Annotated in this window: 29 protein-coding genes and 1 pseudogene; 16 read left to right on the forward strand and 14 right to left on the reverse strand. The window is 44.9% G+C overall.

Features of this window, described 5'->3' with window-relative positions; genetic code table 11:
* Positions 1 to 14: 14 nt before the first annotated feature.
* Positions 15 to 893: an NAD(+) kinase gene (gene nadK, locus XPG1_RS04330; protein ID WP_157879440.1), complete on the reverse strand. Its 879-nt coding sequence runs from the start codon at positions 891 to 893 to the stop codon at positions 15 to 17.
* Between the two features lie 124 nt (positions 894 to 1,017).
* Between nadK and grpE the strand changes: the two genes are divergently transcribed.
* Positions 1,018 to 1,599: a nucleotide exchange factor GrpE gene (gene grpE, locus XPG1_RS04335; RefSeq protein ID WP_045957984.1), complete on the forward strand. Its 582-nt coding sequence runs from the start codon at positions 1,018 to 1,020 to the stop codon at positions 1,597 to 1,599.
* A 70-nt stretch (positions 1,600 to 1,669) separates the two neighbouring features.
* Here grpE and ung read toward each other — a convergent pair whose 3' ends face one another.
* The gene (gene ung, locus XPG1_RS04340; RefSeq protein WP_045957985.1) at positions 1,670 to 2,350 is read right to left on the reverse strand and encodes a uracil-DNA glycosylase; all 681 of its coding nucleotides are present in this window, start codon (positions 2,348 to 2,350) and stop codon (positions 1,670 to 1,672) included.
* A gap of 332 nt (positions 2,351 to 2,682) precedes the next feature.
* Here ung and grcA point away from each other — a divergent pair, with 332 nt between their 5' ends.
* The gene (gene grcA / locus XPG1_RS04345; protein ID WP_045957986.1) at positions 2,683 to 3,066 is read left to right on the forward strand and encodes an autonomous glycyl radical cofactor GrcA; all 384 of its coding nucleotides are present in this window, start codon (positions 2,683 to 2,685) and stop codon (positions 3,064 to 3,066) included.
* 217 nt (positions 3,067 to 3,283) lie between these two features.
* Entirely contained in the window at positions 3,284 to 4,276 is a 993-nt protein-coding gene (locus XPG1_RS04350; protein WP_052708244.1) for a Tle-like phospholipase domain-containing protein, read from the forward strand.
* A 52-nt stretch (positions 4,277 to 4,328) separates the two neighbouring features.
* Here the strand turns inward: XPG1_RS04350 and srmB are convergent, their stop codons facing one another.
* A complete protein-coding gene (srmB, locus tag XPG1_RS04355) occupies positions 4,329 to 5,669 on the reverse strand; it encodes an ATP-dependent RNA helicase SrmB (RefSeq protein ID WP_045957987.1) in 1,341 nt (446 codons plus the stop codon).
* Between the two features lie 143 nt (positions 5,670 to 5,812).
* Here srmB and trmN point away from each other — a divergent pair, with 143 nt between their 5' ends.
* The 12 genes from trmN (at position 5,813) to acpS (ending at position 16,468) form a co-directional block, all read left to right on the forward strand.
* Positions 5,813 to 6,583: a tRNA(1)(Val) (adenine(37)-N(6))-methyltransferase TrmN gene (trmN, locus tag XPG1_RS04360; protein ID WP_045957988.1), complete on the forward strand. Its 771-nt coding sequence runs from the start codon at positions 5,813 to 5,815 to the stop codon at positions 6,581 to 6,583.
* 407 nt (positions 6,584 to 6,990) lie between these two features.
* A complete protein-coding gene (gene rpoE / locus XPG1_RS04370; protein ID WP_045957990.1) occupies positions 6,991 to 7,566 on the forward strand; it encodes an RNA polymerase sigma factor RpoE in 576 nt (191 codons plus the stop codon).
* 70 nt (positions 7,567 to 7,636) lie between these two features.
* Positions 7,637 to 8,281, forward strand: a complete 645-nt coding sequence (rseA, locus tag XPG1_RS04375; RefSeq protein ID WP_045957991.1) for an anti-sigma-E factor RseA — start codon at positions 7,637 to 7,639, stop codon at positions 8,279 to 8,281.
* Between the two features lie 15 nt (positions 8,282 to 8,296).
* Positions 8,297 to 9,256, forward strand: a complete 960-nt coding sequence (rseB, locus tag XPG1_RS04380; RefSeq protein WP_045957992.1) for a sigma-E factor regulatory protein RseB — start codon at positions 8,297 to 8,299, stop codon at positions 9,254 to 9,256.
* Positions 9,256 to 9,720, forward strand: a complete 465-nt coding sequence (rseC, locus tag XPG1_RS04385) for a SoxR-reducing system protein RseC (protein ID WP_045957993.1) — start codon at positions 9,256 to 9,258, stop codon at positions 9,718 to 9,720. Before rseB ends, rseC begins: the two co-directional genes overlap by 1 nt.
* Positions 9,721 to 9,932: 212 nt before the next feature.
* Complete coding sequence (lepA, locus tag XPG1_RS04390; protein ID WP_045957994.1) at positions 9,933 to 11,729, forward strand: translation elongation factor 4; 1,797 nt, start codon at positions 9,933 to 9,935, stop codon at positions 11,727 to 11,729.
* 20 nt (positions 11,730 to 11,749) lie between these two features.
* On the forward strand, positions 11,750 to 12,721 hold the full coding sequence (lepB, locus tag XPG1_RS04395) for a signal peptidase I (protein ID WP_045957995.1): 972 nt from the start codon (positions 11,750 to 11,752) through the stop codon (positions 12,719 to 12,721).
* Positions 12,722 to 12,957: 236 nt separating this feature from the next.
* Positions 12,958 to 13,638, forward strand: a complete 681-nt coding sequence (gene rnc, locus XPG1_RS04400; RefSeq protein ID WP_045957996.1) for a ribonuclease III — start codon at positions 12,958 to 12,960, stop codon at positions 13,636 to 13,638.
* Complete coding sequence (era, locus tag XPG1_RS04405; protein ID WP_045957997.1) at positions 13,635 to 14,540, forward strand: GTPase Era; 906 nt, start codon at positions 13,635 to 13,637, stop codon at positions 14,538 to 14,540. The genes rnc and era overlap by 4 nt, the downstream gene beginning before the upstream one ends.
* Before the next feature lie 9 nt (positions 14,541 to 14,549).
* Complete coding sequence (gene recO / locus XPG1_RS04410) at positions 14,550 to 15,281, forward strand: DNA repair protein RecO (protein WP_045957998.1); 732 nt, start codon at positions 14,550 to 14,552, stop codon at positions 15,279 to 15,281.
* A gap of 75 nt (positions 15,282 to 15,356) precedes the next feature.
* Positions 15,357 to 16,088 carry a pyridoxine 5'-phosphate synthase gene (gene pdxJ / locus XPG1_RS04415; RefSeq protein ID WP_045957999.1) on the forward strand — a complete coding sequence of 244 codons (732 nt, stop codon included), beginning with the start codon at positions 15,357 to 15,359 and terminating at the stop codon, positions 16,086 to 16,088.
* Positions 16,088 to 16,468, forward strand: a complete 381-nt coding sequence (gene acpS / locus XPG1_RS04420; RefSeq protein WP_045958000.1) for a holo-ACP synthase — start codon at positions 16,088 to 16,090, stop codon at positions 16,466 to 16,468. The genes pdxJ and acpS overlap by 1 nt, the downstream gene beginning before the upstream one ends.
* 2 nt (positions 16,469 to 16,470) lie before the next feature.
* On the opposite strand, the gene XPG1_RS04425 is transcribed toward acpS, so the two are convergent.
* Positions 16,471 to 16,731: a YfhL family 4Fe-4S dicluster ferredoxin gene (locus XPG1_RS04425; protein ID WP_045958001.1), complete on the reverse strand. Its 261-nt coding sequence runs from the start codon at positions 16,729 to 16,731 to the stop codon at positions 16,471 to 16,473.
* A 216-nt stretch (positions 16,732 to 16,947) separates the two neighbouring features.
* On the opposite strand from XPG1_RS04425, the gene XPG1_RS04430 reads away from it, so the two are divergent.
* Positions 16,948 to 18,345 (forward strand): site-specific integrase, encoded by a 1,398-nt coding sequence (locus XPG1_RS04430; protein WP_045958002.1) that lies wholly within the window; start codon positions 16,948 to 16,950, stop codon positions 18,343 to 18,345.
* On the opposite strand, the gene XPG1_RS04435 is transcribed toward XPG1_RS04430, so the two are convergent.
* The 10 genes and pseudogenes from XPG1_RS04435 to XPG1_RS04475 form a co-directional block, all read right to left on the reverse strand.
* Entirely contained in the window at positions 18,342 to 18,551 is a 210-nt protein-coding gene (locus tag XPG1_RS04435) for a helix-turn-helix domain-containing protein (protein ID WP_045958003.1), read from the reverse strand. The genes XPG1_RS04430 and XPG1_RS04435 overlap by 4 nt on opposite strands.
* Positions 18,552 to 18,553: 2 nt before the next feature.
* Positions 18,554 to 19,936, reverse strand: a complete 1,383-nt coding sequence (locus XPG1_RS04440; protein ID WP_045958004.1) for a DEAD/DEAH box helicase — start codon at positions 19,934 to 19,936, stop codon at positions 18,554 to 18,556.
* Positions 19,933 to 20,106: a hypothetical protein gene (locus XPG1_RS18310; RefSeq protein ID WP_157879441.1), complete on the reverse strand. Its 174-nt coding sequence runs from the start codon at positions 20,104 to 20,106 to the stop codon at positions 19,933 to 19,935. The genes XPG1_RS04440 and XPG1_RS18310 overlap by 4 nt, the downstream gene beginning before the upstream one ends.
* 234 nt (positions 20,107 to 20,340) lie before the next feature.
* Entirely contained in the window at positions 20,341 to 20,634 is a 294-nt protein-coding gene (locus XPG1_RS04445; RefSeq protein ID WP_045958005.1) for a hypothetical protein, read from the reverse strand.
* 189 nt (positions 20,635 to 20,823) lie between these two features.
* On the reverse strand, positions 20,824 to 21,630 hold the full coding sequence (locus tag XPG1_RS04450; RefSeq protein ID WP_045958006.1) for a phosphoadenosine phosphosulfate reductase: 807 nt from the start codon (positions 21,628 to 21,630) through the stop codon (positions 20,824 to 20,826).
* A gap of 26 nt (positions 21,631 to 21,656) precedes the next feature.
* Positions 21,657 to 22,658 (reverse strand): annotated as a pseudogene (locus XPG1_RS04455) (DNA cytosine methyltransferase); the annotation flags it as partial.
* A complete protein-coding gene (locus tag XPG1_RS04460; protein ID WP_045958007.1) occupies positions 22,655 to 23,137 on the reverse strand; it encodes a class I SAM-dependent methyltransferase in 483 nt (160 codons plus the stop codon). The gene XPG1_RS04460 and the pseudogene XPG1_RS04455, both read right to left, overlap by 4 nt.
* Before the next feature lie 4 nt (positions 23,138 to 23,141).
* On the reverse strand, positions 23,142 to 23,696 hold the full coding sequence (locus XPG1_RS16975) for a hypothetical protein (protein ID WP_052708246.1): 555 nt from the start codon (positions 23,694 to 23,696) through the stop codon (positions 23,142 to 23,144).
* Positions 23,693 to 23,962, reverse strand: a complete 270-nt coding sequence (locus tag XPG1_RS04470; RefSeq protein WP_045958008.1) for a PDDEXK family nuclease — start codon at positions 23,960 to 23,962, stop codon at positions 23,693 to 23,695. Before XPG1_RS04470 ends, XPG1_RS16975 begins: the two co-directional genes overlap by 4 nt.
* The gene (locus XPG1_RS04475) at positions 23,919 to 24,155 is read right to left on the reverse strand and encodes an ANR family transcriptional regulator (protein WP_045958009.1); all 237 of its coding nucleotides are present in this window, start codon (positions 24,153 to 24,155) and stop codon (positions 23,919 to 23,921) included. Before XPG1_RS04475 ends, XPG1_RS04470 begins: the two co-directional genes overlap by 44 nt.
* Between the last annotated feature and the right edge of the window lie 73 nt (positions 24,156 to 24,228).

Consider the following 24,228-nt stretch of genomic DNA (forward strand, 5'->3'; position numbering starts at 1 on the left):
GGGGGCCGCGTTTTTTAGAACATTTTTTTCGACCACCCCAATTTGGTGCTCAGTGTATTGAAATAGTTATAATCCTTAGGGTGAATTAAGTGCAGATTATAACTGCTGCGTTTAATGATGACTTCTTCACCGTCTTGGATTGGCAGGACGATCTGGCTATCACAACTGACTTCGTAATCACTGCTATTTTGAGCAAACTTCAGGCGAATACTGCTTTCGCTGCTGATAACAAGAGGCCGTGCAGAGAGTGTATGCGGAAACATAGGAACCAGCACAATAGCATTCAAGTTTGGTGTTAATATCGGCCCGCCAGCGGACAGCGAATAGGCGGTGGAACCGGTGGGGGTTGCTATGATTAGCCCGTCTGAACGTTGAGAAAAGGCGAAGCGTTCATCAATATAGACTTCAAACTCGATCATATGGGCAACTTTACCGGGATGCAGTACGACTTCATTCAATGCCGTGCTGCGTCGGGATTTATGGCCTGTTTTGGTCACTTGAGCCTCAAGCAGAAAACGTTTTTCATCTCGATATTCGCCATCGAGAACGTCGGAAAGCTGCTGTAAGGCATTATCGGGATCTAAATCTGTCAGGAAGCCTAAATTGCCACGGTTAATGCCAATGACTTTGATGTCATAACGTGATAAGACTCTGGCCGCACCGAGCATATTCCCATCGCCCCCGACGACAATGACCAGATCGGCCATTTTACCGATTTCTGTCAGTCCTCCTGTCTGGGCATTTTTTAAACCCATATCTTTAGCAACTTGCCCGTCCACAATGACACCATAGCCTTTAGACACCAACCAATGGTACAGCATTTCATGGGTGGCCAGGGCCTCAGGATGCCGTGGACGACCAACAATACCGATGCATTTGAATTCATTATTCATTGCTGTTATTTCCTTCAGCATAGGGTTTTGTTCTCACAATATAATGTGTTCCCTTGAATCCTGCGTTTTGATCCCCATAATAAGCGGGAATGGCGAAGATAATACAAGATACGCGGAGATATTCATGAGTAGTAAAGACCAAAAAGTACCTGACGAGCAAGTCTCAGAAGATACAGAAAATGTATTAGATCAACAAATGAATGAAGAACAGGCAGACGCACCAGAGACTGACAGCACTGTTGACCCGCGTGTTGCTGAGTTGGAAGAACAGTTGAAACAGGCTCAAGTTAACGAGCGTGATGCAATGCTACGTGCGCGTGCTGAAGTGGAAAACATTCGTCGTCGTACAGAACAGGATGTCGAAAAGGCACATAAGTTTGCGTTGGAAAAATTTGCCAATGAGCTTCTGCCAGTGATTGACAACCTGGAACGCGCGTTAGAGGCGGCTGATCGGACGAATGAAACATTGTTGCCAATGGTTGAAGGTATTGAACTGACGCTGAAATCTTTTATCGATGCAGTGGGTAAGTTCGGTGTTGAAGTTGTCAGTGACACCCATGTCCCCTTTAATCCGGAAGTCCATCAGGCGATGACCATGATGGAATCGGATCAGCATGAACCGAATCAGGTAATGTTGGTCATGCAGAAAGGTTATACCTTGAATGGTCGTTTATTGCGTCCTGCAATGGTAGCTGTTTCTAAATAAAATGACGGTATTTCGTCGTCATGCCGCCTCTTAGCAGGCGGCATTTTTGTTGCCAGCGTTCGTAACCCAATTATTGGGGTAATTGAGGTGTCCAATCTATCGGCGATAGCCCTTGATTTTCTAATAGGCCGTTGGCTTGTGAAAAATGTTGACAGCCTAAAAATCCACGATGGGCAGATAAAGGGGAAGGATGCGGTGCTTTTAATACATGGTGGCGCTGAGTATCAATAAAACGCCCTTTTTTCTGGGCATGAGATCCCCACAACAAGAAAATAACGCCGCTGCGATGTTCGTTGATTGCGGTGATCACTTTGTCAGTGAATGTTTCCCATCCTAAATGAGCATGAGAATGTGCGTTACCGCGTTCAACGGTAAGCACGGTATTGAGTAGCAATACCCCCTGCTTTGTCCAACTGATCAGACACCCGTGATTAGGACGAGTAAATCCAGTCATGTCTGATTCCAGCTCTTTATAGATATTGACGAGGGAAGGTGGCGCAGGGATACCTGGCTGGACAGAAAAAGCTAACCCATGAGCTTGATTCGGCCCATGATAGGGATCCTGTCCTAAAATCACCACTTTGACGTCAGCCAATTCGGTATAGCGGAATGCATTGAAAACATCTTGCTGAGGTGGATAAATGGTTTTTCCAGCCTGACGTTCATTGGCAATATAATTCAATGTATCAATGAAATAAGGCTGTTTCTTTTCATTGCCGATGACATCGTGCCATGTGAGAGGTGCGGACATAGCCAATCCCTTTCTAGATGATTATCAGATGGCGCTAAGCTTACCGATTCCCTTGGCATAGGGAAACCCTTTGAACCTAATCGGTGCTGAATTCCTGGAATGAACCGCTGAATTTATAATTTATGTTGAAAAACACAAAAATAATTTTATTTTGTTTTTTCATAAAAAATGATTAAAAACATATGGTTATGATTGAAAGGTTAATAACCTTATAAAATTCGTTGATTTGTATCAAAGAACTTTATCATTTAGGCTGATATACAAGAAATCAAGAATGGTGGTTGATGAAATGATGGTTTGGTTAAATAACCAAGATGATGTTGGAGGTATCAATGATTACTGGGATTCAAATTACCCAATCTGACAACGCTGAATTGATGAATTCTTTCTGGCTGTTGGATGATGAAAAAAATGAAGTGCGTTGTATCTGTACCAAAGCAGATTACGATGAAGGTCAGATTGTTGCTAAAGCGGAATTGGGGCAATTTGAATATCGTGAAATTCCGTTAGAAGTCAAACCGACTGTGCGTGTAGAAGGCGGGCAGCATCTCAATGTGAATGTCCTGCGGCGTGAAACATTGGAAGATGCGGTAAAACATCCAGAAAAATACCCTCAGCTGACGATTCGTGTTTCTGGTTATGCCGTGCGTTTTAACTCACTGACCCCGGAACAGCAGCGTGATGTGATTGCGCGTACGTTTACAGAAAGTCTGTAACGTTTATATCACGCTATCAGGCAAAAAATCTAAAGGGAGAATCAAGACTCCCTTTTTTATTGGCACATATTAAGCGTGCATAATTCCTTATATTATTTATGGAATTTAATTTTGTTAATTAACAATTAAATTTGTTTTGAATTTGTTATCAGCTCTGTCGATAGATCATTTAGGTTTTTTATTAACGCTAAATCTAAATAATCTGTAGGAGAATGGTATGACCTTATTAGTTAGCCGTGACGTTTCCCGCGAATTAGGGATCTATTCATTACAAGGACATTCCCCGCAATCCCAAACTTCCTCTCCGCCTCCACCAGACAACATGGATCGTCGTTCTTCCTCGAATATTTCACTGTCAGAAAACACTAAACAGGCACATGTACTCTATCAATTGCTGCTAAATAATTTAACTACCTGTACGACGGCCGCCCCTGGATTAGCAGCCAATGACATTGCGGGAAAAAATGCGCAATTAATCGATTATGCCCTGACGCTGGTTACCCGTGATGTTTATCGGGAGAGAAGTTTAGGGATTGGTGAGTATGAGCGCCTGTCTGATGAGGATTTATCGAGAGTGGGGATTGATCCTAAGACATTGAATGACTATTCAACGGGATTTCAGGCCGGCGTATACCAAAATAAAGGGTTATATATTGTTTCCTTCACGGGATCGAATGAATTAAAAGATTTCATGGTCAGTATTCGCCAGTGGTTTGGTTACAATGAAAAACAATATGAGCAAGCGATTGAATTGGCAGATAAGGCATTGAACGTGTTTGGAGAAAATATCATTTTCACCGGGCATTCATTGGGGGGAGGATTGGCAACTGTCGCGGCATTGACCACGGGTAAACCCGCCATTATTTACAATTCTGCTGGGGTTTCAAATTCAACATTGGAAAATATGGGCGTATCACCGGCAGTGGCGCGTGAATTGGCAGACAGCGGCCTGATACGCCATTATTCCGTCCAACACGATTGGCTGGATAATTTGCAAAAGGCATTGCCAGTCGAACAACCAATGGGACACAAAATAGAGCTTGATTATGAATATAAGGTAGACAGTATATGGGATACCGTTTTGCTTAATCGATATGGCTTACATAGTTTTAAGGCGCATTTTCTGGAAGCGGTTCTTGAATTAATGACGGAACAAAAACCCTGGTTGAACAATGCTGACACTCTGTTGGCATCAACAACCATCCGGTAGGACACGCTGGTCAGGGGCGAAGTCATTGTATGACTTCGCCGATAGGGTGAGATTAATCGTTGCTGGATTCCGCTAATTCTGCTCTAGGTTTGCCAGAAGGTGTGCGGCGTTTGCCGATATTTTTACTGTCACGATGACGAACTTTTACATGCTTTTTCTTGGTTTCTTCTGTTTTCTTCTTTTCTTTGCGTTTTGCCAGCACTTTTTTGGATGGCTTATAGTTTTTTTTCTCACTTGGTGCTTTGGTTTGTGGGCGGAGTTCATCAACAACGCGTACTTTCAAAGGCTCATTGAGATAACGGCTGATTTTTCCCAGGAGAGGCGTATCGTGTGCTTCAACCAGAGCAATGGCGGTTCCCTTACGGCCAGCGCGGGCAGTACGGCCAATCCGGTGCAAGTAAACATCTGCGGTACGGGGTAAATCGAAGTTAAAAACATGGCTGATATTGTCGATATCTAATCCACGGGAAGCCACATCGGTTGCGACCAGCACGTTGACTTTTCCATCATTCAGACGTTTCACGGCCTCGGTACGTTTGGCTTGTACCATTTCACCTTCAAGGAAACACGCCTGGATGCCTGCGCCGCTCAGCCAATCGACAACTTCACGTACCCGCTCCCGTTTGCGTACGAAAACAATGGATTTGGTCACATCAGGTTGCTGGAGGAGATGAGTCAGCAAAGCGGTTTTGTGCTCTAACGTATCAGCCCGATAATAAAATTGCTGGATTTTCTTACGTTCGCGGCGAGAAGGTTCAGCATCAATTTCGACGGGATCTGTCAGCAGACGCTTGGCAAAATCACGAATGGCGTCGCCTTCCAGTGTGGCTGAAAACAATAATGTTTGTTTGCGCCAGCGAGTTTCACCTGCAATCGTTTCAACATCATTGGCGAATCCCATATCCAGCATACGATCAGCTTCATCAAGGATCAGCGTTTCAACCGCGCGGCAATCAAAATTCTCTTCTTTGATGTATTGCAACAGACGCCCTGTAGTTGCGACAACAATATCCTGATTTTCGCTGAAGACTTCCGCGTGATTCATATAGGCAACACCACCGGTGATGGTAGCAATGTCCAAGTGTGTGTGTGCCGCAAATTGTTTTGCTTGTTCGGCAACCTGCATCGCCAGTTCACGGGTTGGGGTTAAAATCAGGATACGTGGGGGCCCCGATTTTTTGCGAGGAAAATCCAGTAAATGCTGTAGTACCGGCAGTAAGTAAGCGGCGGTTTTACCCGTACCGGTGGGGGCGGAGCCCAGGACATCACGTCCATCCATAGCAGCAGGAATAGCCGCCTCTTGAATTGCTGTCGGGCGTTCATAGCCTTTTTCAGTCAGCGCATCAAGCAGGGCTTCGTCAAGTTCGAATTCGGAAAAGTTTGTCGCAGTCATTAATATACCTCAGTTTGGGCCGCCGATTATAAACAGGTTAAGCATATTCTTCATCCTATAAAAGCATCCGATGAGTCGGTTGCTTTTATCCTCCGGCCATAAGATTTATGCTATGACAAATTCTAATTGCAGTAGATAGCGTCATGGCATTGATACAGAAACCCGCTTTTCGCCGCGGAGGTTTTACATTTAAACAATTTTTTGTCGGGCATGATAAATGTGCGATGAAGGTCGGGACGGATGGTGTGTTGTTGGGCGCCTGGGCGTCAGTATATAACAGGAAAAGATGTTTGGATATTGGTAGTGGCAGCGGTTTGATTGCGTTGATGCTGGCTCAGCGTACTCAAAACGATACCATAATTGATGCGGTGGAGCTGGATGCTTTGGCCGCCGCGCAGGCGATTGATAACGTACAGCAATCACCGTGGTCTTCTCGTATTACCGTCTATCAGCAGGATATTCATGATTTTGTGCGACACATTCAGTCAGCCCGGAATGGATCACCGGTAACTCACGTTCAATACGATTTGATTGTCAGTAATCCGCCCTATTTTGAACCAGCTATTGCTTGTCGGAACGAAGCCCGTAATCAGGCACGCTATACGGCATCATTGTCACATCAAGGATTACTGGCGTGTGTACAAGCGCTGATTGCACCGACCGGTTTATTCTGTCTGGTACTGCCTTATGATATTGGTGAACAATTTGCAAAAATGGCCGCAGATTTGGGATGGTTTACCCATTTCCGGGTGAATGTACGGGATAGGAAGGATAAACCATTGCATCGCGTATTGTTGGGATTATCCTTACAAGAACAAGACATTCAGGAAAGTGAATTAACGATTCGTTCTTCAGGGGGAACCTATTCCGCTGAGTTTCGTCAGTTAATAACAGATTTTTATCTTTATTATTGATAATGTTAGCATGATTGAGATGATATGCTGGCTTATCTGGCGTAATAAAATAAAAATTTTCTTTTTCTCAGACTGAAATCACGTACCCTGCGAAATTGAGGCTATGATTTGTATTAGGTGTTCAATAGATCATCTATCTCGCGTGCTTACTTCAGATTATCTATCGCAAATGACGTACTGTAATAGCCGCGTTGAACACGTTTTATGAAAAATTTGATGAAGTCACATCAAAAGCCAGTGGAAGAGCAATACGTAAATGACAGGTGTTTGTCATACAAAATGACACTTAAAGTTGAACTTCACAGAGAGTTGATACTCAAAGTCATGCTTGTTCGGGAAATCAGAACATCATATAGGTTTATTTTTAGTATAAATGTGGAGTTTTACCTCAGGAGAGTGAACCTCGGATGAGCGAGCAGTTAACGGATCAAATGCTGATTGAACAGGTCCAGAAAGGTGACCAAAAAGCATTTAATTTGCTGGTGATGAGATATCAGCACAAAGTAGCGAGCCTGATTGCCCGTTACGTACCTCAAGGCGATGTTCCTGATGTTGCACAAGAGGTTTTTATTAAGACTTATCGAGCGCTTCCTTCTTTTCGGGGGGAAAGTGCTTTCTATACATGGTTGTACCGTATTGCGGTTAACACGGCAAAGAATTATTTGGTTGCTCAGGGACGTCGTCCGCCCTCTAATGATCTGGATGCGAATGACGCGGAAAATTATGATACATCAAACTCATTAAAAGAAATTTCGAACCCTGAGAATTTAATGTTGTCTGAAGAATTAAAGGATGTAGTTTTCCGCACAATTGAATCGCTTCCAGACGATTTGAGGATAGCGATTACATTAAGAGAGTTGGATGGGTTGAGCTATGAAGAGATAGCCGACATCATGGAATGCCCTGTAGGCACTGTGCGTTCACGAATCTTTCGGGCAAGGGAAGCAATTGATAATAAAGTTCAACCGCTCATTCAACAGTAGGGCTAATCCAACAAGAGGATTAACCCAACAGTCGGAAGTGGGATAAAACAATATTTAAGGGTACTTTGGCATGCAAAGAGAGAAACTTTCCGCATTAATGGATGGAGAAGCTCTTGATAGTGAAGTCGTTCATTTGGTCTCTGAAGATGCGAACATGCAGAAACAGTGGGAAAGGTATCATCTTGTTCGTGATGTGCTGCGTGGTGATGTGGGGAATGTATTACATTTAGATATTGCGAGTAAAGTCGCGTTGGCGCTTGAAAAAGAACCCGTTCATATTCATCCAGCGGCTGTTCTGGTGTCTCAGCCCAAACCTGAAACATGGGCAACGCTGCCATTCTGGAACAAAATTCGCACCTGGAAAAGTCAAATTGCACAAGTGGGTGTGGCGGCTTGTGTCACGCTGAGCGTGGTCGTCGGGGTTCAACAATATAATGGCGATAACGGCGCGGAAACAGAAAATCAATTTGACGCACCGGCTTTTAATACATTGCCAGTGATGGGTGCCACGTCAACAGTAGGCTTAGCGACCCCTGCCGAAGAAGAAACATTCGGTAGCGATTTGGGGATGCGAGTGCGGGAAAGTAATAAACGCATTGATGCCATGTTGCAGCAATATGAACTTGATCGTCGTATTCACTTTGGAAGAAATCAGGGTGTTATGCAGGATAATCAGTCTATTGAGGCACAGCCATCACAACAGTCAGCGCATTAGTTCACGGCAACAATAATGAAACGTACTTGGGTTTTCGTTTTTTTATTGGCAGGTAGTCTGATAAATCCACTGAAAGCCTCAGCGCAACAAAGCCGTGCTGAGGCTTTGTTGCAGAATATGAGTAAGGCAGTACAGACACTGGATTATGAGCTTGGCTTCATCAATCTGGAGCAGCGTTTTCTCGTTCCCTTGCGTTACCGCCATGCGATGATTAACGGACAGGCTATTGCCCAAATCATCCAAATGGATGGTTCACGCAGGGAAATTATCCAACGTGGTGACCAAATCAGTTATTACGAGTCTGGATTGGATTCATTCAGTATCCGTGGTACGCATATTATTGACTATCTTCCACCGATTATTTTTGCCGATTTTGCACAATTACAGAAGTTTTATCGTTTCATTGATGCAGGAAGTACACACGTTGGTGACCATCCGGTAAGTTTTGTCCGCATCATAGCGAAAGATGAGTCCCGTTATAACTATAACCTTTTGATTGATGAAAAAAATCACTTGCCTTTATTGATCGATCTATTGGATCAGGATAATGCAACCGTCATTGAGCAGTTCCGTGTCGTGTCATCAACGGTGAATAGCCATATTAAAGCTGAACTCAGTGTGATCAATGGATTGACATTACCGCCAATGTTACTCATTCCCCCGTCTGATAAGGTGCAGTTTAATTGGCGGGTAAGCAAAATGCCTGATGGCTTTAAGGAAATTTCTCGCTACAGCCGGAAGCTATCAAAGACAGAATGGTTGCAATCCATCATGTATAGTGATGGATTGTTTAATTTTTCTGTCAATGTCATGAATGCAGATAAAAAAGGGGTTGATAAACAACGCTTTCGGCAAGGCAGGAGAACCGTTTATACTTTGGCCAGAGGTAAAAATAGCATTACCGTCATTGGCGAGTTGCCTTTCGCTACAGCTGAACACATTGCAGCCAGCGTGACGTTTACGGGAGAAAACTGATGGTTAAAGAGTGGGCAACGGTTGTCCATTGGCACAAAGGCCGTGCATTATTACGTTATGGTTCATCTTCAGGTTGCGGCCGTTGTCAGGCCAAAGCAACCTGTGGTTCTTACTTACTGGAAAAAATCGGGCCAGAAAGCATTCATCAGTTGGAACTAGCGATCCCTCAACCCCTGCAACCCGGCCAGAAGGTTGAAGTTGGCATCCCGGAAAGCAGCCTGTTACGTTCAGCAATGTTGGTTTATTTAACGCCGCTATTGGGGCTGTTTTTGGGCGCCGGGATTTTTCAATCCTGGACGATGGATCAAGTATGGATCTGTTTAGGTGGGGTTGGTGGTGGATTGGCGGGTTTCTTCCTGGCTCGCAAAATTGCGGCGTATTGGGATAATCGGCAAGCATACCAACCTGTCGTGTTACAAATTGGTTTACCGCCTGATACGGTAAAGGTTCTACAGCAAGAATAATCTGCTTTACCATACGGGATTTAACTTTATTTATCATACCGAAAATCACGGGGTCATATTGAAAACCACAGCATGACTAGGTTTTCATGGGATTGGCATGTAGAATACGGCTCCTCAAGGCCAGTGGCCGAACCAATAAATTTTCGCTTTATGTCCATCAGTGTGTCCATAGGCGAGTGATTCAGAAATATTAAGGCAAAAAAGATTAAATAATGAAGCAAATACGAAATTTCTCCATTATCGCCCACATTGACCACGGTAAGTCCACGCTATCTGACCGGATTATTCAAATCTGTGGCGGGCTGTCTGATCGCGAAATGGCAGCGCAAGTACTGGATTCAATGGATCTTGAACGTGAACGTGGGATCACGATCAAGGCACAAAGTGTCACGCTTGATTACAAAGCCCATGACGGGCAAGTTTACCAATTAAACTTTATCGATACACCAGGGCATGTTGACTTCTCTTATGAAGTTTCTCGTTCACTGGCGGCTTGTGAAGGTGCGCTCTTGGTTGTTGATGCCGGGCAAGGGGTTGAAGCGCAAACGTTGGCTAACTGCTATACCGCCATCGAAATGGATCTGGAAGTTGTGCCTGTTCTGAACAAAATTGACCTGCCGGCAGCAGAACCAGAGCGTGTTGCGGAAGAAATCGAAGATATTGTCGGTATTGATGCCACCGATGCTGTTCGTTGTTCGGCAAAAACAGGTCTCGGTGTACAGGACGTGATTGAACGTTTGGTCAAAGAGATACCGTCGCCGGAAGGTGATCCAGATGCACCGTTACAGGCGCTGATTATCGACTCATGGTTTGACAATTACCTTGGCGTTGTTTCGCTTGTCCGCATCAAAAACGGGACATTGCGCAAAGGTGATAAAATCAAGGTCATGAGTACCGGGCAGGTATATAACGCTGACCGTCTGGGTATTTTTACCCCAAAACGTATTGATCGTGATGTCTTGAATTGTGGTGAAGTGGGCTGGCTGGTTTGTGCTATCAAAGACATTTTGGGTGCGCCGGTTGGGGATACCCTGACAACGGCTCGTCAACCAGCGGAAAACGCCCTTCCTGGCTTTAAAAAGGTTAAACCTCAGGTTTATGCCGGGCTGTTCCCGATCAGTTCTGATGATTATGAAGCGTTCCGCGATGCACTGGGCAAATTGAGCTTAAATGATGCTTCATTATTCTACGAACCAGAAAGCTCCACCGCCCTGGGTTTCGGTTTCCGCTGTGGTTTCCTCGGATTGCTGCATATGGAAATCATTCAGGAACGTTTGGAACGTGAATATGATCTCGATTTGATCACCACGGCGCCAACCGTTGTTTATGAAGTTGAAACAACCAGTGGTGAGATTATCTATGTGGATAGTCCATCTAAGTTGCCGGCATTAAACAATATTAACGAACTTCGTGAGCCGATTGCAGAATGTCATATGTTGTTGCCGAAAGAATATCTTGGCAACGTCATTACACTTTGCGTGGAAAAACGAGGTGTACAGACTAATATGGTTTACCATGGCAATCAGGTTGCATTGACTTATGAAATCCCAATGGCGGAAGTTGTTTTGGATTTCTTTGACCGCCTGAAATCTACATCCCGTGGTTATGCCTCTCTGGATTATAATTTTATCCGCTTCCAGAATTCAGACATGGTTCGTGTGGATGTTTTAATTAATGGTGAACGCGTCGATGCGCTGGCATTGATTACTCACCGTGACAATTCGCAGTATCGTGGACGTGAGCTGGTGGAGAAAATGAAAGAGTTAATTCCACGTCAGCAATTTGACATTGCTATTCAGGCGGCCATAGGCACTCACGTTATCGCGCGTTCTACCGTTAAACAGTTACGTAAAAACGTATTGGCGAAGTGTTATGGCGGTGACGTCAGCCGTAAGAAAAAGCTATTGCAGAAACAGAAAGAAGGTAAGAAACGCATGAAGCAGGTCGGAAATGTTGAATTGCCGCAGGAAGCCTTCTTAGCGATTCTGCATGTTGGCAAAGATAACTAACCAGGTTGTAAGGAGTTTAAATGGCTAACACGTTTGCCTTGATATTAACGTTAGCAACGTTAATCACGGGTATCCTCTGGTGTATGGAGCGATTTAAGTTCGCTCCTGAACGTAAAAAGAAGCGTGCTCATCTTCAAGAGCAGGCGGCAGGCGCAGAAGCTCAGGAAGCTTTGGCTAAAAAACTTAACAAACCTTCATGGTTTGAGACACTTGCATCTGTTTTTCCAGTGTTAGCCATTGTGTTGGTTCTGCGCTCTTTTGTTTATGAACCTTTTCAGATCCCTTCTGGCTCGATGATGCCAACATTATTGATCGGGGATTTTATACTGGTTGAGAAATTTGCCTATGGTTTAAAAGACCCGATTACGCAAACAACCTTGATTAAAACCGGTGAACCTAAGCGTGGTGATATTGCTGTTTTCAAATATCCGAAAAACCCAAGCATCGATTTTGTCAAACGAATTATTGGCCTGCCTGGGGATAAGATCGTTTACGATTCCAATAAAAAAGAGCTTCAAGTTTATCCTGGTTGTGGTTGGAATGCAGAATGTAAGGGCGATTTACCGGTGACGTATCAGAATGCATTTCCAAGTGAATGGACAATGGAAGAAGAATTGACATCCACCGGTATTCGTATCAGTGGCACTTATCAAATTCCTGTTGACGTGCCATTAAAGTCGAATGCTTTCCGTCAGGACGAAAGGATCGAAAATTTAGGTGGTGTGTCACACCATATTTTGTCCATTCCTTTCATATCGCGTATGCCAAGTTTCCTACAAACTCCTTTGCCCATTGGGACTTGGGTTGTTCCTGAGGGGCACTATTTTGCGATGGGTGATAATCGTGATAACAGTGATGATAGCCGTTCCTGGGGATTTGTACCGGAGAAAAACCTGGTCGGTCGTGCAACGGCCATCTGGATGAGCTTCGAAAAACAGGAAGGTCAGTGGCCCACGGGGGTACGTTTGAGTCGAATTGGTGGAATCCACTAATATTTATATATTAGCGCAGCATTAATTTATCTCTCAGTGTAGAATATTCTTTCAAACGAGATGACTGGCTTTCCAGGATAGTGAATGTCTTTGGAAGCCAGTGCAAACGCAACAGTTTTGTCAGGCTGACCGTGAATCGATATGGGTCATCAAGGTGAATATTGATGAACAGGTCGAGCCTCACAGGTCTGTTGCGTGTGCTTTTATTTGATGAATTCTAACTGAATTGGTAGCACATGAACCCCATAATAACGAATCGGTTACAAAATAAGCTAGGATATACCTTTAAACAGAACGATTTGTTGCTTCAAGCATTGACTCACCGCAGTGCCAACAGTAAGCATAATGAACGTCTGGAATTTCTTGGCGACTCAATTCTGAGTTTTGTCATTGCCAATGCGCTTTATCATCGTTTTCCCCGAGTTGACGAAGGGGATATGAGTCGTATGCGGGCAACATTGGTACGTGGTAATACCCTGGCGGAGCTGGCCAGAGAGTTTGACTTAGGTGAATGCCTGCGTCTGGGGCCGGGGGAGTTAAAAAGCGGGGGGCATCGTCGCGAATCCATTTTGGCGGATAGCATTGAAGCCTTAATCGGCGCCATTTTTCTTGATAGTGATATTCAGACGACCGAAAAGATTATCCTGAATTGGTATGAAATGCGCTTGAATGAAATTAGCCCGGGCGATAAGCAAAAAGATCCTAAAACGCGTTTACAGGAATATTTGCAAGGGCGTCATTTGCCATTGCCTACATATCTGGTTGTTCAGGTTCGTGGAGAAGCACACGATCAGGAATTTACAATTCACTGTCAGGTCAGTGGATTTGAACAACCTGTCAGAGGAGTCGGTTCCAGTCGCCGCAAGGCAGAACAGGCGGCGGCGGAACAAGCATTAAAACAACTGGAGCTTGAATGAGCGAAGAAAAAAACTATTGTGGATTCGTTGCAATAGTCGGTCGACCTAACGTCGGTAAATCAACTTTACTGAATCAGTTATTGGGTCAAAAAGTATCTATCACTTCCCGTAAACCCCAAACGACGCGGCATCGCATTATGGGGATTGATACGGAAGGTGCTTATCAAATTATCTATGTTGATACCCCGGGTCTTCATATTGAAGAAAAACGAGCGATCAACCGGTTAATGAACCGTGCGGCGAGCAGCTCTATTGGTGATGTCGAACTGGTTATTTTTGTTGTGGAAGGTACGCATTGGACACCTGATGATGAAATGGTGTTGAATAAATTGCGTGACTTACGTTGCCCTGTCTTACTGGCGATTAATAAAGTGGACAATGTGACAGATAAAACCCTGCTGCTGCCACATATTGGTTTTCTGAGCCAGCAGATGAATTTTATCGATGTTGTGCCGATTAGCGCGGAAAAAGGCATGAATATTGATGCGATTGCCAAAATAGCGCGCAGCCATATGCCACAGGCAGAACATCATTTTCCGGCAGATTACATTACTGATCGCTCACAGCGTTTTATGGCATCAGAAATCATCCGTGAAAAACTGATGCGTTTCCTGGGTGATGAACTGCCATATTCCGTTACCGTGGAAATTGAACAATTTGCTACTAATGAACGTGGTGGTTACACGATCCACGGTTTGATCCTGGTAGAACGTGATGGCCAGAAGAAAATGGTCATTGGTAATAAGGGCAGCAAAATCAAGACGATTGGTATAGAAGCTCGTCAAGATATGGAAAAGCTGTTTGATATGAAAGTCCACCTGGAATTATGGGTCAAGGTAAAAGCCGGTTGGGCTGATGATGAACGAGCGCTGCGTAGCCTCGGTTACATCGACGACTTATAAGGCTAATAAGTGGACGGCTGGCAGAGAGCCTTTGTACTTCACGGACGCCCTTACAGTGAAACCAGTTTGCTACTGGATGTCTTTACTGAAAATGAAGGGCGTGTCCGCGTATTAGCGAAAGGGGCACGCGGCCGTCGCTCCAGTTTAAAAGGTTGCCTGCAACCTTTCACCCCTCTGCTCATTCGCTGGAGTGGCAGAGGGGACGTTAAGACACTAAGAGAGGCAGAGCCTATCTCATTGGCACTTCCCTTAACGGGCAGTGTGCTCTACAGCGGTTTATATGTGAATGAGCTTTTGTCCAGAGTCCTTGAGCAAGGCACTGCCTATCCCACCCTTTTTTTTGATTATCTCCAATGCCTACAAATTCTTGCTGCGAGTGAATATACGCCGGAGTATGCATTGCGTCGTTTTGAATTAGCGTTACTGACCAATATAGGATACGGCGTAGATTATCTTCATTGCGCAGGAAGTGGTGAACCTGTCGCCGATACAATGCATTACCGCTATCGTGAAGAAAAAGGGTTTATCGCCAGTTTAGTGGTGGATCACTACAGTTTTACGGGGTATGAACTCAAGGCGCTGGCGACTGGCGAATTTCCTGATCATGTGACGTTGAAAGCGGCAAAGCGTTTTACCCGTATTGCGTTAAAGCCATATCTGGGGGGGAAACCGTTAAAAAGCCGTGAACTATTTCGTCAATTTACCCGTCAAAAAACGGATAATCCCAACAAAGAAAAATGAAAACTGAAGTAAGCTGCCTTTTGATGATGAAAGGGGTAGACTTTACAAAATCTTATGTTATTGCAGGAGCTAAAGATGGCTGAGGTATTGTTAGGTATCAACATTGATCACATTGCAACCTTACGTAATGCCCGTGGGACACACTATCCTGATCCCGTTCAGGCTGCATTTGTTGCAGAACAGGCGGGGGCTGATGGTATCACGATTCACCTGCGTGAAGATCGCCGCCATATTACGGACAGAGATGTTCAATTATTAGCAAAAACAATTCAAACCCGCATGAATCTTGAAATGGCGGTAACCGATGAAATGGTGGCCATTGCTTGTCAAGTCAAACCCATTTTTTGTTGCTTAGTGCCTGAAAAGCGTCAAGAGGTGACAACCGAAGGGGGGCTGGATGTGTTTGGTCAAAAAGAGCACATCGCTGCGGCGGTTAAAACTTTATCAGAAGCGGGGATTTTGGTGTCTTTATTTATTGATGCCAATGAGCAACAAATTGATGCCGCTGTTGAAGTCGGAGCGCCATTTATTGAGATCCATACGGGGGCGTATGCCGATGCCGGAGATGAGATCCAGCAGGAAAAAGAGTTTCAGCGTATCAAAGAAGCCGTCATTTACGCGGCAGCTAAAGGACTTAAAGTGAATGCTGGTCATGGTTTAACCTACCATAATGTACAACGTATTGCTGCCTTACCTGAAATTTATGAGTTGAATATCGGCCATGCCATCATTGGCCGTGCTGTATTCAGTGGCTTATCTGCGGCAGTAGCGGATATGAAAACGTTATTGCGGGAAGCACGTCGTTAATGGCCATTGTTGGATTAGGCACCGATATTGTTGAAATCTCCCGTATTGAAGACATTGTCAGGCGTTCAGGTGAACGTCTGGCAAGGCGTGTTCTGAGTGATGGGGAATGGCAACAATACCAACAACACAATCAGCCTGTCCGTTTTTTAGCCAAGCGCTTTGCTGTCAAGGAAGCGGCAGCTAAAGCGCTTGGGACAGGGATCCGTAATGGGCTGGCGTTTAATCAGTTTGAAGTGATGAATGATCCACTGGGAAAACCCATGTTGCAACTTCATGGTGAAGCTGAAGTACTGGCTCACAAACTGAAGGTAAAAACCCTGCATGTCACACTGGCAGATGAACGTCGTTATGCTTGTGCGACGGTGATATTGGAAAGCTAAGTTCAGATCTTATCAGCATGATGTAGCAGCACAAACTTATCCCATAGCTGCTCATCCGTTTCCTGATGATTGGGATCAAGAATAATGGTATTCGTGATCGGGCAGACAGACTGGCAGGTTGGTTTTTCGTAATGCCCGATACACTCAGTACAGCGTTCAGGTTCAATTTCGTAGATCTCAGCACCCATTGTGATGGCCTGATTAGGGCATTCGGGTTCACACATATCACAATTGATGCAACGTTTGGTAATTAATAGTGCCATTTCAATCTCTTACATAAATTTTAAAGCAAAATCAGTTAATTAAAGATGATTCCAATCTACCACTTTTACTTGTATACTGACTTTTTAAACAGTATTTATTACCTTAATAAACCCTAAACAGCAACACAAAACCGCAACACAAAGCTATTTTTGGGGTCTGAAATAATGTAATGTGTAACACTATTACCTCATTTATCTGATATTGCGGAGTTTACAATGGAAAGTACAGTAACACAAATGCATAACCTTACTGAAAACGATGCATATTTAAGCGCTTTGGCGAGTTGGGAGACATGTAAGCCGCCTTACTCTGGCTCACACATGAGGATTTGTGTTACGGCTGCAAAAACCATTTTAAAATATCTGGGTAAGCCACGTCGATCGAAGTATGAAAAAGAAAACTATTTGAGGATAGATTTTAGCAAGGCCGGGAAAGTTACTATCTATGCTGAATACCCAAAGAGTATGGATTTAAAAGGCAGGAAACTTGGAGAGTGGCCGGAGTTAACACTGCACATTGCTAGGGAGAAGGCTCACGAGCAGGCTAAAGAAGGTTTAACAGCGGTGTCAGTACACCAAGCATTGGATGCCTATATCGCAGGGTTACAAGCTAAAGTCCAAAGGTTGAAACTCAGCGAGCATAGCTTCTACACTTATAACTGTAGAATAAAGCAATTACGTGAAGCTTTTAGGAATCGAGAGATATTTAGCGATATCACCTATCAACGCTTGATTGAGGTTATTGATCTATGGATTGAAACAAAATCTAACAATCAGGCATTTGAGCTTTTTGCTGAATTACGTAGATTTTGGAAATTCGCAGCGCCTTTGCATTGTGGGGGTAAAAACATAGCTGCCAGCCTCCCTGATGATTATATATCTTCCCGCGTACAGCGCCCTACTCCTACCCGTCTATTTACTGATATCGAATCTATTGCTCAACTATGGCTTAATGTCGCAGGTTGTACATCCATTCATCAAAAAAATGCAATCCGTTTTATGATCTTAACCGGTGTTAGACCCATAAATGTAACCAATTTACGTTGGGACTATATCAATGAAATCACGAGTGAAATTGTTTACCCGGCGGGTTTAACGGGTATGCGTGGGGCGATGAAAACCCAAAAAGAGTTTAGGTTACCTATCACACCGATGCTAAAGGTTATCATTGATGAGCAAAAAGCGTGGCGTGAATCGGTGGCCGGATGTAATCGGGACTATGTATTTTTACAGCCAAGAGACATAACTGAGTCGTTCTCAAAACGATCGCTGGATAAGTTAATAAAAACCTACAGCCCCGATAATGCATTGAAAGGTATTGTTCATGAGGGGACAGTAAAAGGAAAGTCAGGAGCGTTTAATACCATGTGCCGTAAATTTCTTAAAAGTAATGTTATCGCCCAGATGCGAGCACGGGGTTACTCGCGTTCAGATACTAGGGAAATTAGTCAGTTGTGCATGCACCACTCTGACAGTCGCTCCGATCCTATGGGCGAGCATTACGATTTTTCAGATGAAATATTACAAGAAGAAATCGCGTTAAAACGTTTGGCATTTGAAGCACATGAAAATAGTATCATGGCGCAGGCTGCTTTATTGCGTCGAAAATCCTAGTACACAGCACGGCATTTTTCTCTGAATGCTATGACGTTTTTATATTCATAACGCACGACTTTATTTGTGTACCGTATCGGCGCTAATATTTTTTTGTGCCGATGTTTATTATTCCAATCTGCTAATGTTTTGGGGGTAATACCTCCTAGTAATTTACAGACTTCTTCCGGGGTTAATAAATCATCTTCTTTGTATTGCGTGCTCATATTCACTTCCTCTTCATTGCTTCCAGTAGAATGTCCTGAACTTCCCTCTTAGAATTACGTCGTTCCATGACCATTTCGTCCATGGTGTTAGCAGCGATAATGTGGTGGATGAAGACCGGACGGTGATAACCGGCTTGTGCCTGTCGGGTAGGGCCGATACGTTCAATGATTTGCTGGTACTGTTCCAGATCCCACCAGTGAGAGAAAAACACCAGAATATTGCCGCCGTCCTGTAGGTTTAAACCGTGTCCGGCGCTGGCAGGGTGGGCGAACATCACGGGGATCTTTCCGGAGTTCCAGTCGCGCAGGGTTTGCGGATCAGAGTCGAGATGCCGACCGCGCGGGAACGCTGTCAATAACCGCTCTAAATCATGTTTCCAGTGATAGGCGACCAGTACCGGCATTCCGCCGGCTTCATTAATAATACTGTCGAGAGCCTGCAACTTGGCGTCGTGCAGCTCCTGCCAAGTGCCGTTCTCGTCGGTATAGAGTGCACCACTGGCAATTTGCAGACATTTGACGGTCTTGGCCGCTGCGTTCAGCGCTTCCACGCCGATACTATCCAGCTCAACGAACATTTCTTTTTCCATCGCCTGATATTGCTGGCGAACTTTGGACGGTAGGTCAACGCGGATAACGTTATGGACAGGCTCTTCAATGTCGAACCAGTCCGCCGCGTCTAGTGCGATAGCTACGTCATTGAGCGCCGTTTGTATTTGCTCCTGGGCAAACGGCCACGGCTCTAGTTTCACCCATTGTTGCCCCGGAAAACGAATGCTGTTAAACCAGCGCGAAGTAAAGGCGCTGTACGTCCGGCCGAGCCGTTCGCCCTGGTCGACAAACCACGCTTGCCCCCATAAATCAACCAGCCCATTTGGGGAGGGTGTGCCGGTGAGATTGACCCAGCGGCGTACATGGCGATGTGCGACCTTCGCCAACGCGGCGGCGCGCTTGCCGCCTTTGCGTAACCGGAATGATTTTAGCCGCGTGCTCTCATCGGCGATGACGGTAGCGAACGGCCATTTATCGCCTAGCGTTTCGACCAACCAGACGAGGTTGTCATAGTTGGTGGTGAATACACTGGCATTGGTGTTTTTCAATGCGGCGGTGCGCTCCCCCACGCTGCCTACAATTGGTTGTGTTTCGATGTTGCGCAGATGGTTCCATTTATCAGCCTCATCCGGCCACGTGGAGCGAGCCACACGCAACGGCGCTAAAACTAGCGTTGGTTGGGTTTCCATACCCACCATGTACAAATCTTCGAGCGCAGTTAATGTTGCTACAGTTTTGCCCATACCCATTCCCGCCCACACGTTGCAGCGGGAGATATCCAGTTCGTGATTGATAATCAGGTTTTGGTAGGGGCGAGGCGTGAATGCTTTCATCTCGCATCCTCTATATAAACTGGAACGACAATAAGTTTTTTATCACTATTATTAACCAGTAATTCAGCCTCCGATTTATCGAAAAATACTGCTTTCAATGTTTGGTATTTGTCATCTTTAAAATTGCAAACACCAACATCATCACAGACCGCGTAAAATACAGTTTTCATATAGAATCTCATTCTGCATTTCTCCGTGTAAAATTATCGTACCTATCGGATATGAATTCCAACGCTGATAATGTAATGAACATCGGTAATAGGACGCCCCACAGCACACTAACAACCATGCTTTCGAATAGGTGCGGTTTTTCGTTAGACGTAGTGTAACGTGACCATATCGCCAGACCTATAAATACTAATATACAGCTAACGCTGTAGGCCGATAATATGTAATTTACCGTGCTATCTGTCATTATTAATTGGCTCCCGTATTTTATAAATGGAGTTTCGAGTTTTTATATATCCATCGGTTTTGTAGGTTTCGGCATTAATTACCAGAGACGTTATTATTTCGACCCCGTCTTCGAATCGTTTACTGCTGTCATTAAATACTCTGCCGTATGCTATGGCCATACCATCCCAACTCTTGGCAAGATCCGTTAATTCTAACTCTGCGGTGTATTCAATTGGTTTATTACGTAGCGGGTTATTAATAAACGCTGCTAACGATGGCTCTTCTTTATATCCATTGTTCATAAATGTTTTCCTTATTTAATTTTCTTAACTGGAAATTCGCAACCGATCATTTGATGAAATACCCACGGAGCAAATCGACCTAAACCTATTCCACCCCATTCGCTGACATCCCAAACCTGTAACTAAACCCATCGCCATAAATAAAAACGACGTAGATTTATCATTACTATTTTCTCCAATTAGGATTATTTACCCATCGTAGCAACCACACGGCATATCGTGGTCAAGATCATCTATACCGTAGCCATCAGGATTTTGTAAGAATTTGCCCCAATTCCAACGTCGGCCTAACCCTTTTATTTGTTTCAGGTCGGCGGACTTTTCCATTAGCAACGCTTTCTCCACCAATTCAGGGTGGTCTTGCTGGAGGCGTAACAGCTCCGGTTTTTTCGTGTAGGGGCAGCACCAGCAAGAGCTTTTGCCCGGTCTGGGTAACCCCGCGCGTTGAATAGCCGCTATGCACGCGTCTCTGTCCCACCCCCAATCATACAGCGGGTACTCATACTGAAACTTCTTGGACAGAACGGCGTCATTAGCCAGACTGCGACGGGCATTGAGCACCCGTTGTTCTTCGTCAAAATCATAACCGACCAGCATAATGACCTGTTCACCCCGTGCCCACGTAGCTCCGCACAGAGGGTGGTTGTTCCATTCTTTTTCCTGCGGTTCGAGCTTAAATTTTTGACTGCAATTTTTAAAACCGTAGGCGACGGCGGGTAGCATATTTCGTTCGCGATAATAGGTATATAAATCTTTTTCTTCATACACCCACTCTGCTTTAGTTCGACCGTGACGGAATACTTTTTTACAAACGGTAATTTGTGGCCCGCCATTTGCCATTAACCAATTATTTATTACGGGGAGATACGCATAGGTGTGAGGTTTTTCGCAACCGGTATCAGCGAATGTTATTAAATCCGGCATTAGACCTATTTCTGACAACCCAATTAATAACGCGACTGAATTAGTCCCCCCCCCATATGACATAGCGATCATAGAGGTATTTTCCCCATCTGCATTAAAATTCGTTTCCCAATCCATGCCATCACAGGCACGGCCATTGAATTACCTATTGCCCGGTAGCGGTGACCATCGGGGCAATCCGCCGACGCTCTACCCTGCCACGGGATTAAGGTGTGATTATCGGGAAACCCCTGTAGCCGTTCACACTCGACGGGCGTTAAACGGCGCACTGCACCGCGTGTTGTTATCAGATCAGCGGCGCTTTTATCATCCCGTGAGCGCAACGTTGACGAAATATCATCCGCCCGATAATCCCCGAACGAAACCAACCGGTAAATGTTTAACTCTCCGTGACTACCGATAACAGCGCGGCCTCCAGCATGGGCGGTAGTTGTTTCCCTCGCCGTTCTGCCCGGCGGAGTATTCCTGCACAGGCTGTCTGGCTCAAAAAGTACCGTGGCGGGGCAGAAGTCTGTTCGAGCACTTGCGACAACAAACACACGGCGGCGTCGTTGGGCCACTCCGAAATATTGAGCGTCGAGAATTCGCCAGGCGATGGCTCTTTGGGGGCCAGACACATAACCCGCGTTCGTCCACCGTTTCCCTGACGGCTGCAAAGGCTCATCTTCGCCGGCAAGCCCTGCAAGAAAGCAACCAAAGGCGTTATCGCTGGACAACACGCCGGGAACGTTTTCCCAGACGATAATGGCGGGCGGTTTTCCGTTTGCTGCCCTGACTGAATCAATGACATTAGCCAACTCCACGAATGATAGTGTTAATTGTCCCCGCTCATCGCCCAGCCCATTGCGCAAACCCGCAATGCTGAACGCCTGACAGGGTGTCCCGCCGACCAAAATATCCGGTGCATTAGCCTGATTTTCGGCAATCAGGACGGGAATTCGGGTCATATCCCCCAGATTGCGGACATACGGCCAGTGATAGCGCAGTACCTCACCGGGGAATTTCTCAATTTCACTGAACCACGCCGGGGACAGCCCCAGCGGTTCCCATGCCACACTGACCGCCTCAATGCCGGAACAAACCGAGCCGAATTGCATCATTGAGGGTCTCCTGGTTTATAAAATGTCATCCAGTGAGTGTATCCTTGTTTGCCAGATATATGACCGATAACAGGCTGAATATCTATCAGTGCCAATATTTCACTGGTTTTAATTTGCGTTTCATTCCATTTAAAAATCAGCGTCCCCGTTGGACGTAGTACCCTGAATGCCTCCCTAAATCCCCGTGATAAATCATCGCGCCATGTTGTTTTATCCAATGCGCCGTATTTCTTGCGCTGCCAGCCATTTTTACCCGCACGAATTAAATGCGGCGGGTCAAATACCACTAAATTAAACGACTCGTTTTCGAATGGCAGGTTTCTAAAATCGGCTATTAAATCGGGATTAATATTTAACTCCCTGCCATCACATAAAATATGTTGCTCTCTGCGGATGTCACAAAATAAAACATCAGAGTTAGATTTATCGAAATAGAACATTCGTGAACCACAACACATATCGAGAATAGGTTTAGTCACGATATTATTCCTTTACTCTCACTGGCATTACAATGAAATCAGGGTTTCCATACTTTTCTTTAATTTCTTTTGTAAATTTAAAACGACAAACGCTAGCCATTCCTGTTGGCTCAAGCTGTACCGCAAATTCTTTTTCAGGAAAAATTTTACTTAGTAAGTTGAGATACCTAACATGGATGTAGGGAATCGCATTAGATTTTTTAGACGATAGTGTTGCATCGGTATGTCTGGATATGTTCGGGTACTCATATTGAACAACATCTACATTGTTTCTCCCGATAAACTCATTTTCGGTATCACGGTGCCATGCTGCGGGGAAGTTATTACTAAAGTTTAATTCGGTATTTATAGCTTCTTTGGGTATTTTATTTGTTCGAAATATCACAAAAATATCAGTATCTTCTTGATATTTTTCTCCATGTTCTAGCCTCAGAATAGCACGTCCATCTGTTGCCTCTATGTGTTTAGACGTGATGTGTATACCTTGGCAGTACGTGCGAATGTCTTTCTTATCGGTTAATGCCAATACCGAACGTAATAAATGTGTTTTAATAATCATGATAATATTCCCGTTAAAAATTTGCTATCCAAAACAACAACCGTTTGCCCCAGTGCTCTGAGCCGTTCGTGCTCCCGTAATTGGTCGCGGCGGGGCTTTTCGCCCGGCGCTTTGCACTCGACAAACACCACACGGCCATTAGGTAAAACAACAATACGGTCGGGTACGCCACGGCGACCAGGGGAAACAAACTTATAAGCGATGCCCCCTGCTTTTTTTACTTCATTGACTAAATGTTTTTCGATCACGTCCTCGCGTATTTTCATTATTTCTTTCCAATTGTTTTAAACAAAAATCCGAACGGTTTTCTGCCCATTCAATATTCAAAGAGTTGCGTGAATGGCGGGCGGCTTTATTCCAGACTTTCGACGCCCGCCGATAATCGCCCTCGCGTTCAATTTGCGCAGCCTCGCGCGCAGTCCGAAAATATAACGGGCTGCCTCGGTATTTAAATGACATAGGAGTATCTCAGTGACGAGGGCAATTACAGCTTTCAGAAAAAGCTAGGGTTAGTGGCGATGGGTCATCGGGG

Source organism: Xenorhabdus poinarii G6 (assembly GCF_000968175.1).
Taxonomy (GTDB): Bacteria; Pseudomonadota; Gammaproteobacteria; order Enterobacterales; family Enterobacteriaceae; genus Xenorhabdus; species Xenorhabdus poinarii.

Bases quoted from the DNA above. Each gene is read 5' to 3' on its own strand.
- nadK (WP_157879440.1), bottom strand. From the start codon at position 893: ATGAATAATGAATTCAAATGCATCGGTATTGTTGGTCGTCCACGGCAT.
- grpE (WP_045957984.1), top strand. From the start codon at position 1,018: ATGAGTAGTAAAGACCAAAAAGTACCTGACGAGCAAGTCTCAGAAGAT.
- ung (WP_045957985.1), bottom strand. From the start codon at position 2,350: ATGTCCGCACCTCTCACATGGCACGATGTCATCGGCAATGAAAAGAAA.
- grcA (WP_045957986.1), top strand. From the start codon at position 2,683: ATGATTACTGGGATTCAAATTACCCAATCTGACAACGCTGAATTGATG.
- XPG1_RS04350 (WP_052708244.1), top strand. From the start codon at position 3,284: ATGACCTTATTAGTTAGCCGTGACGTTTCCCGCGAATTAGGGATCTAT.
- srmB (WP_045957987.1), bottom strand. From the start codon at position 5,669: ATGACTGCGACAAACTTTTCCGAATTCGAACTTGACGAAGCCCTGCTT.
- trmN (WP_045957988.1), top strand. From the start codon at position 5,813: ATGGCATTGATACAGAAACCCGCTTTTCGCCGCGGAGGTTTTACATTT.
- rpoE (WP_045957990.1), top strand. From the start codon at position 6,991: ATGAGCGAGCAGTTAACGGATCAAATGCTGATTGAACAGGTCCAGAAA.
- rseA (WP_045957991.1), top strand. From the start codon at position 7,637: ATGCAAAGAGAGAAACTTTCCGCATTAATGGATGGAGAAGCTCTTGAT.
- rseB (WP_045957992.1), top strand. From the start codon at position 8,297: ATGAAACGTACTTGGGTTTTCGTTTTTTTATTGGCAGGTAGTCTGATA.
- rseC (WP_045957993.1), top strand. From the start codon at position 9,256: ATGGTTAAAGAGTGGGCAACGGTTGTCCATTGGCACAAAGGCCGTGCA.
- lepA (WP_045957994.1), top strand. From the start codon at position 9,933: ATGAAGCAAATACGAAATTTCTCCATTATCGCCCACATTGACCACGGT.
- lepB (WP_045957995.1), top strand. From the start codon at position 11,750: ATGGCTAACACGTTTGCCTTGATATTAACGTTAGCAACGTTAATCACG.
- rnc (WP_045957996.1), top strand. From the start codon at position 12,958: ATGAACCCCATAATAACGAATCGGTTACAAAATAAGCTAGGATATACC.
- era (WP_045957997.1), top strand. From the start codon at position 13,635: ATGAGCGAAGAAAAAAACTATTGTGGATTCGTTGCAATAGTCGGTCGA.
- pdxJ (WP_045957999.1), top strand. From the start codon at position 15,357: ATGGCTGAGGTATTGTTAGGTATCAACATTGATCACATTGCAACCTTA.
- acpS (WP_045958000.1), top strand. From the start codon at position 16,088: ATGGCCATTGTTGGATTAGGCACCGATATTGTTGAAATCTCCCGTATT.
- XPG1_RS04425 (WP_045958001.1), bottom strand. From the start codon at position 16,731: ATGGCACTATTAATTACCAAACGTTGCATCAATTGTGATATGTGTGAA.
- XPG1_RS04430 (WP_045958002.1), top strand. From the start codon at position 16,948: ATGGAAAGTACAGTAACACAAATGCATAACCTTACTGAAAACGATGCA.
- XPG1_RS04435 (WP_045958003.1), bottom strand. From the start codon at position 18,551: ATGAGCACGCAATACAAAGAAGATGATTTATTAACCCCGGAAGAAGTC.
- XPG1_RS04440 (WP_045958004.1), bottom strand. From the start codon at position 19,936: ATGAAAGCATTCACGCCTCGCCCCTACCAAAACCTGATTATCAATCAC.
- XPG1_RS18310 (WP_157879441.1), bottom strand. From the start codon at position 20,106: ATGAAAACTGTATTTTACGCGGTCTGTGATGATGTTGGTGTTTGCAAT.
- XPG1_RS04445 (WP_045958005.1), bottom strand. From the start codon at position 20,634: ATGAACAATGGATATAAAGAAGAGCCATCGTTAGCAGCGTTTATTAAT.
- XPG1_RS04450 (WP_045958006.1), bottom strand. From the start codon at position 21,630: ATGATCGCTATGTCATATGGGGGGGGGACTAATTCAGTCGCGTTATTA.
- XPG1_RS16975 (WP_052708246.1), bottom strand. From the start codon at position 23,696: ATGATTATTAAAACACATTTATTACGTTCGGTATTGGCATTAACCGAT.
- XPG1_RS04470 (WP_045958008.1), bottom strand. From the start codon at position 23,962: ATGAAAATACGCGAGGACGTGATCGAAAAACATTTAGTCAATGAAGTA.
- XPG1_RS04475 (WP_045958009.1), bottom strand. From the start codon at position 24,155: ATGTCATTTAAATACCGAGGCAGCCCGTTATATTTTCGGACTGCGCGC.